The sequence below is a fragment of the Rhodoferax sp. U2-2l genome (genome assembly GCF_020594515.1).
In the GTDB taxonomy this organism is placed as follows: domain Bacteria; phylum Pseudomonadota; class Gammaproteobacteria; order Burkholderiales; family Burkholderiaceae_C; genus Rhodoferax.
Map to the genome: position 1 here is coordinate 1 of NZ_JAJCTH010000023.1, position 13,526 is coordinate 13,526.

Here is a 13,526-nt window from a genome sequence, read left to right on the forward strand (position 1 = left end):
CCACTTGCTCCACCACCGACAGCTTAAAAGCCAACGTGTAGTCGCGCTGTGTGCGCTTCACTCCTGTATCCATCACACCTGCCCTTTCTTGACGGCAAATGTGTCAACTTCTGGCAGGACGGGTCACCAGACGCAAAAAAGCCGTCCTGAGACGGCTTTTTTGCTTTTGCTGACAGCGCACCCGTTACAAACGGCGGGGTTTCCCCCCGTGCGATTTGCCTAAATACTAGGCGGCGACTGCGGCTGCAGCCAGGGCTTTCACCTTGGCAGACAGACGGCTCTTGTCGCGTGCAGCCTTGTTCTTGTGGAAGATGCCCTTGTCAGCCACGGTGTCGACCACGGCTTGCATCTTGCCAAACAACTCGGTTGCTTTGGCCTTGTCGCCTGTCAGAACGGCTTTTTCAACGTTCTTGACGGCGGTGCGATATTGGGAACGCAGCGAGGTGTTCGCAGCGTTGATTTTGATGTCCTGACGGACGCGTTTACGGCCCGATGCCAGGCGCGGGTTTTTCTTTTTGGGTTTTGTAGATGCCATGATGGATGTTCCTTGAGTCTGTGGATGTTGTCAGCAAAGCCTGCGATTCTAGCAGTGTCACGCTGGCGCAAGCCGCCCAGCCCGACCCAAGCAGGGCGCACGGCTACACTTTGCGGTGTGAGTCTCTTCAAATCCGCCTCTATCGTTTCGCTGCTGACACTGCTTTCGCGCATCACCGGGCTGGTGCGTGAGCTGCTGATGGCGTCCACCTTTGGCGCCTCCGCCATGACCGACGCCTTTAACGTGGCGTTTCGCATCCCCAATCTGTTCCGGCGTTTTTTTGGCGAGGGCGCTTTCAGCCAGGCGTTTGTGCCGGTGCTGGCCGCCTCCAAAGCGCAGCAGGGCGACGACGCCACGCGCCTGGTGATTGACCGTGTGGCCACCGTGCTGGCCTGGGCGCTGCTGGTTTTGAGCATTTTGGGTGTACTGGGCGCGGGTGGGCTGGTGTGGATCATGGCCAGCGGCTTGAAGCAGGACCCGAGCGGTTATGAGGTGGCGGTGGTGATGACGCGCTGGATGTTTCCCTACATCGCCTTCATGTCGCTGGTCGCGCTGGGCGCCGGTGTGCTCAATACCTGGAAGCGATTTGCCGTGCCTGCGGCCACACCGGTGCTGCTCAATGTCTGCATGATCGCCGCCGCCTGGCTGGGGGCGCCGTGGTTCAAAACGCTGGGCATCGAGCCGATCTACGCGCTGGCCGGTGGTGTGCTGCTGGGCGGCGCGGCGCAGCTGGGTGTGCAGTGGCTGGCGTTAAAGCGGCTGAATCTGCAGCCGCGCATGAGCTGGCGCTGGTCCGCGTTGCGTGAGGCGTGGGCCTGTGCCGAGACCAAAAACATCCTGCGTCTGATGGGCCCGGCGCTGCTGGGGGTGAGCGTGGCGCACATCTCGATGCTGATCAACACCCAGATCGCCTCGCACCTGCGCCCCGGCAGCGTGAGCTGGATCACCTATGCCGACCGGCTGATGGAGTTCCCCACTGCCATGCTGGGTGTGGCCATGGGGGTGGTGCTGATGCCGCAGCTGGCCAGCGCCCGCGCCAGTGGTGACGCCGCCAAATATTCGGGCATGCTGGATTGGGGACTGCGCCTGGTGGCGCTGCTGGCCATTCCGTGCGCGGTGGCGTTACTGGTGTTCCCCACACCGTTGGTGGCAGTGCTGTACCACTATGGCGCCATGACCGACTTTGACGTGCAGCAGGTCACCTATGCGCTGATGGGCTGGGGCGTGGGCCTGATCGGCATTGTGGCCATCAAGGTGCTGGCGCCGGGCTACTACGCCAGCCAGGACACCAAAACCCCGGTGCGCATCGCCATCGGCGTGCTGGTGTTCACCCAGTTGCTCAACATCTTTCTGGTGCCGATCTTTGCGCATGCGGCGCTCACCTTGTCGATCGGCATCGGGGCCATGGTGAATGCCCTGTGGCTGTTGGTGGGGCTGATCAAACGGGGCAGCTACAAGCCCGAGCCAGGCTGGGGCGTGTTCCTGATGCAGGTGCTGGCGGGCTGTGTTTTGCTGGCCGTTTTCCTGATGTGGGCCAATGGCCACTGGAACTGGACTGCCCTGCGTGCTGAGAGTTTCAAGAGGATTTGGCTTCTGGCTCTTATTTTGCTGGGTTCGGTAACTATTTATTTGGGAGCTGTCAGCGTGGCGGGTTTGCAATTGCGCCAACTTCTGCGCCGGTAGACAATGGCCCCCATGAATCTTTCCTTGAACGTTCCCACGCCGCTGGAGTATTTCGCCTCGTTGGTGCACACCGACGCTGAGTTTGCCTTGCTGGAAGCTGCCGTGAGCCTGGCGCAGGACGAGTACCCCGACATCAGCGTGCAGCAGGTGCTGGGCGAGGTGGACCAATTGCTGGCGCGTTTGCGGCGGCGCTTTCCGGTGGATGTCGGGCCGCTGCAAAAGCTGCGATCGTTGAACCAGTTTGTCTACCGGGACCTGAACTTTGCCGGCAACTTCAACAACTTCTCCGATCCCGACAACAGCTATGTGCACGTGGTGCTGCGCACGCGCCTGGCCATTCCGATTTCGATGGCGGTGATCTGGCTGGAGCTGGCGCAAGGCATTGGCCTCAAAGCCCGCGGCGTCTCGTTTCCAGGGCACTTTCTGGTCAAGGTCAATTTGAGTGAAGGTCAGGTGGTGATCGACCCACTCACCGGTCAGTCACTCAGCCGTGAGGAGCTTGCCGCGCGTCTGGAGCCCTACCGCAACCTGGCCAGCCTGGTGGATGAGCAAGAGGTACCGCTGGGTCTGTACCTGCAGGCGGCCAAGCCGCGCGACATCATTGCCCGCATGTTGCATAACCTGAAAGAAATCCATGTCGCGCAGGAGGACTGGCACCGGCTGATCGCTGTGCAAGACCGCCTGATTGTGCTGCTGCCGCAGGCCTGGGCGGAGTACCGTGACCGAGGCTTGGCGCATGCCGAGGCGGGTCACCCCGGCCACGCGCTGGAAGATCTGGAAACCTACCTGGCCAACGCCGGCGTCACCAACGACCGCCCGGCCATTGCCGCCCGCGCGGCAGAACTGCGCCGCGCCACGCACTAACGCATCGGTTGCCTCAGCGCAACGGCTCCCACTCGTAAATGCTACCGTCGGCCATCAAGGCCATGAACAGGTGGCCGTCTTTCAGCACAAAAGAGCGCACAAATCCCAAGTCCCGTGCCAACTTAGCGTCCAGCGAACCCGGCGCGCACAGGGCGCGGGTCATGGCGATCTGGCCAAAACGCAAAGCGCCTGAACTATCGCTACCCGCTTCTGCCTGCCAGCTGCCCGCACCCCGGTTGCAGTCCAGCCGGAACGCTGCTCGGCCATCGGCGCCCAGCGTGACTGTGTAGTGCGCGGGCTCGGTCACCCGCGTGGTGCCTTGTGCATCGTCCATTGACTGAAAAGCCAGCAGCTGCCAGCGTGTGCCAGCCAACGCGGGTGGCAACGGCGCTGGCTCTGCGGCCTGGGCGGGCGCGGAGACGGGTTGGCAGCGCATCTCGGGCGCGCCGTACCCCCAAACGATGGTGGCCTCGCCCTGATGCTCCCACAGCGATTCATTGCGCCCCTGGTAGCGCGCGCCGCTGGCACTGATTTGCTGAACCATGAACGACACCGCATCACCCCGTTCGGCGATCAGCGTGGCGGGGTGGGTCTTGAAATAGGTCGCCAGCACCTCGTTGGCCGGGTTGCCGTTGCAGGTGTAACGCACCGTGGCGGTGGGCGCCAGCAAGCGGTAACGCGCCTGCAATTCGGCAATGCGGACGCGGTAGCTATCTGCCATGCATTGACGCTGGTCGGTGCTTTTCCAGCAGTCGTTGCGGCCCTTGATCCAGCCGCGCTGCTCGGCTTTGAGCACTGGCGGGCGCTCGTCACGCGCCTTTTTCAAGGCCGCCGCATACACCTGCGTCATCTGGTGGTCCAGCGTGAGCAGGTCGGCGTCGGCGCAAATGACGGCCTCAGCACTTGAGGTTTGCGATTTGGTGCAGTCCAATCCGGGGCTGGCTGCGTGGGCGCTGGTGCCCAGACACAGCACCACATACGCGGAACATCTCAGGAGCAAGCCTTTGTTCATGTCAAAACCTTGATGAAGAGGTATGTGTCTGTCAACACGGAAGGCTTGTTATTGTGCATATCGGCGGTTTGATGAGCCTGTTGAACTGTCGTCCATCGTTGGAACCGTTGAAGGCGGGTGGTGGGGTTGCCGGGCGCAGGCGCCATTCGCGTGGCGTGACGGCTGGCAAGCCAAGGCTGTCAGCGAAACATGGCAATCGGGAAAACCCAATCCCTCAACCGCGAGCAAGCCGGAGAACGGCAACCCCATCGCCTGCCTGGCGGCAGATCAAAGTTACCAGAGTTTTTTGCCTCTTGCCTGTATCGATAGATTGCCAAAAGTTATCGACTAACTGGCGTTAAGAGCCTGCCAAGTCGAACTTTGGCAAGCCAGCAAACTTAGCCAACCACCACCGCAGCGCCATCTCCCATCGGCGCGATCACCCCAATCTCATACACCGTTTCACCCGCCGCGCGCAGGGTGGCGGCACACGCGGGGGCTTCAGCCGCGTCCATCACCACCACCATGCCGATGCCGTTGTTGAAGGTGCGGTTCATCTCGATGTCGTCGATACCGGCGGTTTTTTGCAGCCAGGCAAACAGTTCGGTCTGTGGCCAGCTGCCTTTTGTCAGGTGCGCGGCGGTGCCTTCGGGCAACACACGGGGGATGTTCTCCAGCAGACCGCCACCGGTGATGTGGGCCAGGGCCTTGATCGGGTGCGCGGCCAGGGCGGCCAGCACGTTTTTGACGTACAGGCGGGTGGGTTCCATCAGCGCTTGTTTGAAAGGTTTGCCGTCCAGCGTGGCCGGGGCGTTGCTGCCTGCGCGTTCGATACATTTGCGCACCAGACTGAAGCCGTTGGAATGCACGCCGCTGGACGCCAGGCCCAGCACCACGTCACCAGGTTTCACATCAGCGCCGGTCAAAATTTTGGATTTTTCAACGGCACCGACGGCAAAACCGGCCAAATCGTATTCGCCAGCGGGGTACATGCCGGGCATTTCAGCGGTTTCGCCGCCAATCAGCGCGCAGCCGGACAACTCGCAGCCCTTGGCAATACCACCGACCACCGCGGCGGCGGTGTCCACGTCGAGCTTGCCGCAGGCAAAGTAGTCCAGGAAAAACAGCGGCTCGGCGCCTTGCACCAGCACGTCGTTGACGCTCATGGCCACCAGGTCGATGCCCACGGTGTCGTGCATGTTCCATTCGAACGCCAGCTTGAGTTTGGTGCCGACGCCGTCGGTGCCACTCACCAGCACCGGCTCCTTGTAACGCTTGGGCACTTCAAACAGCGCGCCAAAGCCGCCAATACCGGCCAGCACACCTTCGCGCATGGTTTTTTTGGCCAGGGGTTTGATGCGCTCCACCAGCGCGTCGCCAGCGTCAATGTCGACGCCTGCGTCTTTGTAGGAGAGGGCGGTGGTGGGGGTGTTTGAAGTGGTCATGGGGTGGTCACGGGGTAGTTCAGTCAGGCCAAATGCCGGGGGTGATCGGTTAACTTGAGGGTGGGTCGGCCAGCTGAGCCGAGCCCGATAGAATTTGGCCTGATTTTAAGGGTACGGCCCCTCGCCGATTTTTCACTCATTTGATGCAATTCACCTCCCCTCAGAAAAAAGCCTTGGCCTGGGCCGCGCTGTTGATCGGCGGGGTGCTGCTGCTGTGGTTGCTGGCCCCGGTGCTCACCCCCTTTGTGGTGGCGGCGATCCTGGCCTATGCGCTGACCCCGGTGGTGGACTGGCTGGATGACCTGGGCCAAGGCCGCCTGCCGCGTGTGGTGGCGGTGGTGCTGGTGGAGCTGGTCTTTCTGGCGATGTTGTTGTCGATTGCCCTGCTGATCGTGCCGATTTTGGTCAAACAACTGCCGCAACTGCGCGAGCAGGTGCCGCCGCTCTTGGACCAGCTCAACATTTTTTTGGCCCCCAAACTGGCGGCGTTGGGCTTGCAGGTGTCGCTGGATGTGGCCGGTATCCGCGCGTTTTTGATGGAACACCTGAGCGCCAATCTGGAAGACAGCGTGGGCCAGTTGTTGGCTTCGGCCAAGCTGGGCGGCAGTGTGGCGCTCTCCATTTTGGGCAACGGGGTGTTGATTCCGGTGGCGCTGTTCTACTTTTTGATGGACTGGCGCCGCTTCATCAGCATGCTGTTGGCGCTGGTGCCGCCCGGCACGCGCGGCGTGGTCAGCAACTTCACTGACGAGGCCGACGGCGTGCTGGGCCAATATTTTCGTGGGCAGCTGCTGGTGATGCTGGTGCTGGCGGTGTACTACAGCGTGGGTCTGGCGCTGTTCGGGCTGGACCTGGCGCTGCCCATTGGGGTGTTTACCGGGTTGGCGATTGCCATTCCCTATGTCGGGTTTGGCTTGGGGTTGATTTTGGCGCTGTTGGCGGGTTTTCTGGAGTTTTCGGCGCAAAGCGGCCATGTCAGTGTGCTGGTGATGGTGGCTGTGGTGTACGGGCTGGGCCAGTTGGTGGAGAGTTTTTTCCTGACCCCACGGCTGGTGGGTGAGCGCATTGGCCTGCACCCGCTGGCGGTGATTTTTGCGCTGCTGGCGTTTGGGCACTCGTTCGGCTTTGTCGGCGTGCTGATCGCGCTGCCGGTCAGCGCGGTGCTGCTGGTAGCCATCCGCCGCGCGCGCGACACGTATATGAACAGCGCCTTGTACCGCGAATCATGATGAAACAACTGGTGCTGGATATGGGCCTGGCCAAGGGCCCGAGCCTGAGTAATTTTTGCGTTGGCCCCAACGCCGCGGCGCTGGATCACCTGCAGCTGTGGCTGGGCCAGCCGGGCAAGGCGGGCACAGCACGCTCGCCCGTGCCCACCTACCTGTGGGGCCCTGGCGGCTGTGGCAAATCTCACCTGCTGCGCGCCGTCAGCAGCGCGTTGCAGGGCCAGGGCCAGCGGGTCGGCTGGCTTGACGCGACGACGTCTGTCGCTGACGAGTTTGACGCCACCTGGGCGGCCGTGTTGATGGACGATGTCCATGCGTTTGATGTGGCGCAGCAGCAGGCGGCCTTCAACTGGTTTGTCAACGCCCAGACGCAGCAAATTGCCGTGCTGGCCGCCGGCAGTTTGCCCCCGGCTGACTTGAAATTGCGCGACGACCTGCGCACCCGGCTTGGCTGGGGCCATGTGTTTGCGCTGCAAACGCTGGACGACACCCAGCGCCGTGAGGTGCTGCGCGCCAGCGCCCAGACCCGCGGCATTGCGTTGAGTGATGAGGTGATGGACTTCATGCTGACACGTTTCAGCCGCGACTTGGGCTCACTGATGGAACTGCTCGACCTGATGGACGGCTACGCCCTGCAAACCCAGCGCGCCATCACCATTCCGCTGATCAAAACCATGATGGATAACGCATGATGTCAAAGAAAACGAGCGCCGCCGGGTCGCCTTCAGGCGCGAGAGGCCCCTTGGGGGGCCGCGCGGCACACACAGTGGCAAGCAGCGGGGTCAAAAGGCTCACTTTGTTTGACCTGGATCACACCCTGATCCCCGTCGATTCCGACCACCAGTGGGGCGTGTTCACCACCTCCCTGGGCTGGAACGATGCGGCTGACTTTGCCCGGCAAAACGACGCCTATTACCAGCAATACAAGGCGGGCACGCTCGACATCCATGACTACATGCGCTTTGCCACGCGCGCCATCCGCCAGCAAGGTGCTGCCAAATCAGAAGCTGCCCATGCTGATTTCATGCGGTCTGTGGTGCAAAACGCCATCCATCCCCATGCCAAAAAATTGGTACAAGACCATCAGGCGGCGGGGGACGAGGTGATCATCGTCACCGCCACCAACGAGTTTGTCACCCGCCCGATTGCCGCCGCGTTTGGTGTGCCGGAGCTGATCGCCATCCGGCTCGCGCGTGACCCGGCCAGCGGCTGGTTTACCGGCGAAATTGACGGCACACCCTCGTTTCGCGAAGGCAAGGTGGTGCGGGTGCAGGAATGGCTGGCCCGCCGCCAGCTGGGCTGGGACGATGTCGAGAGCACCTTTTATTCCGACTCGATCAACGACCTGCCACTCTTGGAGCGCGTGACCCACCCGGTGGCCACCAACCCCGACGACCGACTGCGCGCCATTGCACTGGATCGCGGCTGGCGCATACTTGAGCTTTTTCCATAGCGCCGATTCACAAAAATAGCAGGCCTATAACACATGCTTGAAGTTGTTGGTCATGGCGGACCTGATCCGCAATCCATGTCCCCCATCATGGATGCCGGATCAGGTCCGGCATGACATCCCGCTCCTCAGGCCTGTGCGTTTTGACAAACCACCCACACCCATGATCAAAAGATTCATCGACAAACTGCTGGGCAAATCCGCCCCCGCCACAGCCAAGAACCCATTTGGCAAACGTGCCGAAATTGGCCCTGACGTGCATGGCATCAACCCCGAGTTGGTGGACGAACGCGCCAACAACGTGGTGCGCACCCTCAAGGCCGCGGGTTTTGAGGCCTACATCGTGGGTGGCGCGGTGCGCGACCTGATGCTGGGCCTGGCGCCCAAGGACTTTGACGTGGCCACCAACGCCACACCGGAACAGGTCAAAAACCTGTTTCGCCGTGCTTTCATCATCGGGCGGCGTTTTCGCATCGTGCACGTGGTGTACGGGCGCGGACGTGAACATGAGGTGATCGAGGTCTCGACCTTTCGCGCTTACCTGGACAACGCCGCCGCCGAGCAGGTGGCGGGCAACGAAAAAACCAGCAAGAGTGACCTGGCTGGCATGAAACACGCGGTGGACTCTACAGGCCGTGTGCTGCGCGACAACGTTTGGGGCCCGCAGGACGAAGACGCGGCGCGACGTGACTTCACCATCAACGCCATGTATTACGACCCCGAGACCCAGATCGTGGTCGACTACCACCACGGCATGAAAGACGCCAAAGCGCGCGTGATCCGCATGATTGGCGACGCCGCCACGCGTTACCGCGAAGACCCGGTGCGCATCATCCGCGCCGTGCGTTTTGGCGCCAAATTGCATGGCCTGGGCTTCAAACTCGAGCCCAAAACCGCCGCACCCCTGGTCAAGAGCCAGTCGCTGCTGCTGGAAGTGCCGCAAAGCCGCATGTTTGACGAAATGCTCAAGCTGTTGCAAACCGGCCATGCGCTGGCGTCGATTGAGAAACTCAAGGAACTCGGCCTGGCGCGCGGCATTTATCCGCTGCTTGACGTGGTGGTGGAGCGTGCCGAGCAGCCGTTTGTCAAAGCTGCCTTGCTGGACACCGACCGCCGCGTGGGTGAAGGTAAACCGGTGGCGCCGAGCTTTTTGCTGGCCTGTGTGTTGTGGGCTGATGTGCGGGACGGCTGGGCCAAGCGCCTGAACGCCCGCCAGCACTCCCACCCGGCGCTGATGGACGCGATTGACGATGTGTTCAACACCCGCATCGGAGATGTGTCGGGCCGTGGCAAGCTTGGTGGTGACATGCGCGACATCTGGACCATGCAGCCCCGTTTTGAGAAACGCACCGGCAGCGCCGCGTTTGGCCTGGTGGAGCAGCCGCGTTTCCGGGCTGCTTTTGACTTCATGCGTTTGCGTGCTGAAAACGGCGAGCTTGACGAGGTGTTGTCCGACTGGTGGCAAGAATTCAGCGTTGCCGATGACAACCTGCGCAACGACATGGTCGATGCGGTCAGACTGGAGCAGCAACAGCGCGCCAAAGTGGCACGCACACCGCGTGTGCACCGGCTGCCTGCACCCGGTGCGCTGGATGCTGCCGCCCCGGCGCAAGATGTTGCCGGCCACACTGCGGCCACACCGCATGGCGAGCCGGTGGCAGATGCCTCCGATGCGCCCAAGAAGCGCCGCCGCAGGCGCCGTAGCCCTGGCCGCGCTGCTGGTGAAGGCGCTGCGGGTGGCGCGGGGACAGGCGAGGGCGGCGGGACCCCGACGTGATGCGCGGCGCTGAGCACGGTGAGGTGTCGCATGCCTGACCCCACCGGTTCCGCGGTGTTGGCCTATGTGGCGCTGGGCGCCAATCTGGGGGATGCACGCACCACCGTTGTCAACGCCATCGCGGCCTTGAACCAGCTGCCTGGCACACGTGTGCTGCGCGCCTCCAGCCTGTACCAAACGGCGCCGTTCGAGGCCAGTGGTCCTGATTTTTTCAACGCTGTGGTCGCGCTGCACACCACCCTGAGCGCCGCCGACCTGCTGACGCAGCTCCAGCAACTGGAAAACGCGCACGGGCGCCTGCGTCCCTACATCAACGCGCCGCGCACACTGGACCTGGATATCGTGCTGTATGGCGATGAGGTGGTGATGCGCCCTGATCTGCAAATTCCGCATCCGCGCATGCTCCAGCGTGCCTTTGTGCTGGTGCCGCTGGCTGAAATCGCCCCGGGCGCGGTGACGGCTGGGCAGTTGGCGGCGGTGGCCGACCAGGCAATCCAACGGGTTTAATTTCACGCGCTGTGGCTTAGGGGACAGGCCGTGTGCGCGTTACTATTGTGCGCTGGCAAAAAATCAGGGCATCTGCCTGTCGTCTGGAGACATCTATGAATTTGCAAAACTTACGTCTGGCCTCCAAATTGTGGCTGGCCACGGGTTTGATTGTGCTGGGAATCTCTCTGGTGGTGGGTTACACCGCCGTGCAATCTGCTGCTGACCGTGCCGAGAGCACCGCCGTACTGGACAAGCTCAGCGCCCGTGTCAAGGCAGCCATGGGTTGGGCCGCGCTGTCCCAAACCAACGCGGCACGCACCCAGGCACTGATGTTCAGCGGCGACCCGGCGCTGGAAGCCGGATTGAAAGGCTTGATGGCTGACACCTCGGCCCAGATCAGCAAGATCCAGCAAGCCATCGAGGCCGAAGACCTGGGTGCTGCCGACCGCGAGCAGCTCAAAACCATTGCCGCCAACCGCAAAGTCATGCTCGAGGCACGCGCTGCCGCGATGAAGCAGCGCGGTGAAGGCCTGCTGGAGGAGTCCGCTGCCACCATCGCCACGGTGTTTCAGCCCGCCATGGACGCGTACCAGAAGTCGCAGCGCGATTTTGTGGCGTTGCAGGAAAAAAACTTTGAGACCGCCCGCGCCAGCTACGCCGAACATGCCAAGAACCTGATCCTCTTGGCCAGTGGCCTGATGCTGCTGTTGTTGCTGCTGATTGTGGCTGGCGCTGCCTGGCTGATCCGCGCCATTCGCCAGCCGCTGGTGGTCGCCAACGAGCTGGCCGCCAAAATCGCCCAGGGTGATCTGAGCATGACCATCGACACCTCGCGTGGGGACGAGTTTGGTGACCTGATGAAGTCGCTCTCCAGCATGAACGTCTCGCTGGGCACCATGGTCAACCAGGTGCGCCATAGTACCGACAGCATCGCCACTGCCAGTGCCGAGATAGCCCAGGGCAACAACGACCTGGCCCAGCGCACCGAACAAACGTCCGGCAACCTCCAGTCCACCGCTTCCAGCATGGACCACCTGACACAGACCGTGCAGATCAGCGCCGACAACGCCCGCCAGGCCAGCACGCTGGCCGCCAATGCCTCCAGCGTGGCGGAACGCGGTGGCGCGGTGGTGCGCCAGGTGGTCAGCACCATGGAAGACATCAACACCAGCAGCCGCAAGATTGCTGACATCATTGGCGTGATTGACGGCATTGCGTTCCAGACCAACATTCTGGCGCTCAATGCGGCGGTGGAAGCGGCCCGCGCCGGTGAGCAGGGCCGGGGTTTTGCCGTGGTCGCCTCCGAGGTGCGCAGCCTGGCGCAGCGCAGCGCCGAGGCCGCCAAAGAGATCAAAACTCTCATCAACACCTCGGTGGACAAGGTCGCCTCGGGCACACAACTGGTGTCTGACGCGGGTGCCACCATGAATGACATCGTGCAGTCGGTGCGCAAGGTGGCTGACGTGATTGGTGAAATTACCGCCGCCTCGGGTGAGCAAAGCACCCAGATTTCCGGTATCAACCAGGCCATTGGTGGCCTGGACCAGATGACCCAGCAAAACGCCGCCCTGGTGGAGCAAAGCGCCGCGGCAGCAGAGAGCCTGCGCGACCAGGCCGACCAACTGGCGCGTGCGGTGGCCGTTTTCAAGACCGATGGGCGTGCCTTGGCAGCCCTGCCGCAACACCCCACGCGGGACATCACGCCGCGCCCGCAGGCGTTGGTTTACAAACGTCCGACCGCGCTGGCCAAGCCTCAGGCCCAGGCGGCGCTGGCCAGCGGCTCGCCTGCCAAAAAGCTGGCGGCGCCTGCCAGCCGACCTGTGGGCACGCCACCCACCTTGACCAAACCGGTGTCGGTCAAGCCCGGCGTGGCGTTGAAAACCGCACCGCCGAAGGCGGTGGCCGCCCCGGCGGCAGAGTCGGACTGGGAAACGTTTTAAGTTTTAAGCGACTTCGGCGATCAGCTCGATCTCGACGCAGGCGCCCAGCGGGAGCTGCGCCACACCAAAGGCGCTGCGAGCGTGGGCGCCCTTGTCCGCGCCAAACACTTGGCCAATCAATTCACTGGCACCGTTGGTGACCAGATGCTGCTCGGTGTAATCGGCGCTGGAATTGACCAGTGACATCACCTTGACGATGCGTGTCACCCGGTTCAGGTCGCCGACCGCCGCGTGCAAGGTGCCCAGCAAATCAATGGCGATGCTGCGGGCGGCCAACTTGGCTTCGTCGGTGGTCATGTTGTTGCCCAGCTGGCCGACCCAGGCCTTGCCGACTTTTTTGGCAATGTGGCCGCTCAGGAACACCAGGTTGCCGGTCTGCACAAACGGCACATAAGCCGCGGCGGGGATGGCGACGGGCGGCAGGGTGATGCCCAGCTCGGTGAGTTTGGTGTAAATGCTCATGGTGGTCCTTTGTGTTAACAGGGGCTGCAGCCCTTGGGGTGCCAGGGCTGACAGCTTTCAACGGGAAATTTTGACGGCTTGGGAGAGCCCAGAGGGGATGCTCAGGCCGCTGCGAGTTTAGCGTCCGGGGCATCGTGAGGCGCGTAGCTGGTGCCGTGGCAGCCCTCAATGTCCTCCATCGGTATGGCTTGGGGCAGCCGGATCTCGCCGGTCTGTTCGTTGTAGCCCACGCTGCGCAAATGCAGCGCCAGCGCCGCATCCATGGCGTTGGCGTGCTGCGGAAACCAGACGCCCAGTTCGTCGGCCATTTGGCGCACCACGGTCAGGTCACCGGCGTGGCCCCGCTTCAGCCCTTCACGCATCACTTTGAGCACGATCTGGTGCTGGCTGCTGTGGCAGTTGTCGGCGCTAAAACCGGTGGCTGTCATCCAGCCGTCCTCGCGGGCAAAGTGCGCATCGGTGTGGTCGATCAGATCCTGCCAAAGCGGCATCAGTCGGGTGTCGCTGGCGTTCACCACCTCGGCCAGCAGGTTGACAAATTCCAGATGGGTGTCATCCATCACCGGCATCCCCAGTGCGAAAGCCTCTGACCACTGCAACACCGCCATGACGTGTCCTTTCAAAAAAGCAAAGCCGCGAGCATAGGCAAGTGGGTCAAGTACGC

13 protein-coding genes are annotated in these 13,526 nt (G+C 62.4%); 8 read left to right on the plus strand and 5 right to left on the minus strand.

Annotation, left to right across the window (positions count from 1 at the left end; translation table 11 throughout):
• Positions 1 to 226 precede the first annotated feature (226 nt).
• Positions 227 to 535 (minus strand): 30S ribosomal protein S20, encoded by a 309-nt coding sequence (gene rpsT, locus LHU53_RS18160; RefSeq protein WP_227334199.1) that lies wholly within the window; start codon positions 533 to 535, stop codon positions 227 to 229.
• A gap of 117 nt (positions 536 to 652) precedes the next feature.
• Here rpsT and murJ point away from each other — a divergent pair, with 117 nt between their 5' ends.
• Positions 653 to 2,218, plus strand: coding sequence for a murein biosynthesis integral membrane protein MurJ (murJ, locus tag LHU53_RS18165; RefSeq protein WP_227334200.1), 1,566 nt, complete (start codon positions 653 to 655; stop codon positions 2,216 to 2,218).
• A gap of 12 nt (positions 2,219 to 2,230) precedes the next feature.
• Positions 2,231 to 3,082 (plus strand): SirB1 family protein, encoded by an 852-nt coding sequence (locus LHU53_RS18170; RefSeq protein ID WP_227334201.1) that lies wholly within the window; start codon positions 2,231 to 2,233, stop codon positions 3,080 to 3,082.
• Between the two features lie 13 nt (positions 3,083 to 3,095).
• Here the strand turns inward: LHU53_RS18170 and LHU53_RS18175 are convergent, their stop codons facing one another.
• A complete protein-coding gene (locus LHU53_RS18175) occupies positions 3,096 to 4,094 on the minus strand; it encodes an MliC family protein (protein WP_227334202.1) in 999 nt (332 codons plus the stop codon).
• 377 nt (positions 4,095 to 4,471) lie between these two features.
• Positions 4,472 to 5,518, minus strand: coding sequence for a phosphoribosylformylglycinamidine cyclo-ligase (purM, locus tag LHU53_RS18180; RefSeq protein ID WP_227334203.1), 1,047 nt, complete (start codon positions 5,516 to 5,518; stop codon positions 4,472 to 4,474).
• A 143-nt stretch (positions 5,519 to 5,661) separates the two neighbouring features.
• Here purM and LHU53_RS18185 point away from each other — a divergent pair, with 143 nt between their 5' ends.
• From LHU53_RS18185 to LHU53_RS19830, 6 genes are all read left to right on the plus strand, one after another.
• Positions 5,662 to 6,747 carry an AI-2E family transporter gene (locus tag LHU53_RS18185; protein ID WP_227334204.1) on the plus strand — a complete coding sequence of 362 codons (1,086 nt, stop codon included), beginning with the start codon at positions 5,662 to 5,664 and terminating at the stop codon, positions 6,745 to 6,747.
• A complete protein-coding gene (hda, locus tag LHU53_RS18190; protein WP_227334240.1) occupies positions 6,747 to 7,436 on the plus strand; it encodes a DnaA regulatory inactivator Hda in 690 nt (229 codons plus the stop codon). Before LHU53_RS18185 ends, hda begins: the two co-directional genes overlap by 1 nt.
• A gap of 104 nt (positions 7,437 to 7,540) precedes the next feature.
• Positions 7,541 to 8,197: an HAD family phosphatase gene (locus LHU53_RS18195; protein WP_255632102.1), complete on the plus strand. Its 657-nt coding sequence runs from the start codon at positions 7,541 to 7,543 to the stop codon at positions 8,195 to 8,197.
• A 160-nt stretch (positions 8,198 to 8,357) separates the two neighbouring features.
• Positions 8,358 to 9,971, plus strand: coding sequence for a polynucleotide adenylyltransferase PcnB (gene pcnB / locus LHU53_RS18200; protein ID WP_227334205.1), 1,614 nt, complete (start codon positions 8,358 to 8,360; stop codon positions 9,969 to 9,971).
• Between the two features lie 30 nt (positions 9,972 to 10,001).
• Entirely contained in the window at positions 10,002 to 10,478 is a 477-nt protein-coding gene (folK, locus tag LHU53_RS18205; protein WP_227334206.1) for a 2-amino-4-hydroxy-6-hydroxymethyldihydropteridine diphosphokinase, read from the plus strand.
• A 95-nt stretch (positions 10,479 to 10,573) separates the two neighbouring features.
• Positions 10,574 to 12,400 carry a methyl-accepting chemotaxis protein gene (locus LHU53_RS19830; protein ID WP_304621941.1) on the plus strand — a complete coding sequence of 609 codons (1,827 nt, stop codon included), beginning with the start codon at positions 10,574 to 10,576 and terminating at the stop codon, positions 12,398 to 12,400.
• A 3-nt stretch (positions 12,401 to 12,403) separates the two neighbouring features.
• Here the strand turns inward: LHU53_RS19830 and LHU53_RS18220 are convergent, their stop codons facing one another.
• Together LHU53_RS18220 and LHU53_RS18225 are read right to left on the minus strand one after the other, a co-directional pair.
• Complete coding sequence (locus LHU53_RS18220; protein WP_227334207.1) at positions 12,404 to 12,862, minus strand: RidA family protein; 459 nt, start codon at positions 12,860 to 12,862, stop codon at positions 12,404 to 12,406.
• Between the two features lie 101 nt (positions 12,863 to 12,963).
• Entirely contained in the window at positions 12,964 to 13,470 is a 507-nt protein-coding gene (locus LHU53_RS18225) for a hemerythrin domain-containing protein (RefSeq protein WP_227334208.1), read from the minus strand.
• Positions 13,471 to 13,526 lie beyond the last annotated feature (56 nt).

Excerpts from the sequence above, each read along its gene's own strand:
- rpsT (WP_227334199.1), bottom strand. The coding sequence starts at position 535 with ATGGCATCTACAAAACCCAAAAAGAAAAACCCGCGCCTGGCATCGGGC.
- LHU53_RS18170 (WP_227334201.1), top strand. The coding sequence starts at position 2,231 with ATGAATCTTTCCTTGAACGTTCCCACGCCGCTGGAGTATTTCGCCTCG.
- LHU53_RS18175 (WP_227334202.1), bottom strand. The coding sequence starts at position 4,094 with ATGAACAAAGGCTTGCTCCTGAGATGTTCCGCGTATGTGGTGCTGTGT.
- purM (WP_227334203.1), bottom strand. The coding sequence starts at position 5,518 with ATGACCACTTCAAACACCCCCACCACCGCCCTCTCCTACAAAGACGCA.
- LHU53_RS18185 (WP_227334204.1), top strand. The coding sequence starts at position 5,662 with ATGCAATTCACCTCCCCTCAGAAAAAAGCCTTGGCCTGGGCCGCGCTG.
- hda (WP_227334240.1), top strand. The coding sequence starts at position 6,747 with ATGAAACAACTGGTGCTGGATATGGGCCTGGCCAAGGGCCCGAGCCTG.
- pcnB (WP_227334205.1), top strand. The coding sequence starts at position 8,358 with ATGATCAAAAGATTCATCGACAAACTGCTGGGCAAATCCGCCCCCGCC.
- folK (WP_227334206.1), top strand. The coding sequence starts at position 10,002 with ATGCCTGACCCCACCGGTTCCGCGGTGTTGGCCTATGTGGCGCTGGGC.
- LHU53_RS19830 (WP_304621941.1), top strand. The coding sequence starts at position 10,574 with ATGAATTTGCAAAACTTACGTCTGGCCTCCAAATTGTGGCTGGCCACG.
- LHU53_RS18220 (WP_227334207.1), bottom strand. The coding sequence starts at position 12,862 with ATGAGCATTTACACCAAACTCACCGAGCTGGGCATCACCCTGCCGCCC.
- LHU53_RS18225 (WP_227334208.1), bottom strand. The coding sequence starts at position 13,470 with ATGGCGGTGTTGCAGTGGTCAGAGGCTTTCGCACTGGGGATGCCGGTG.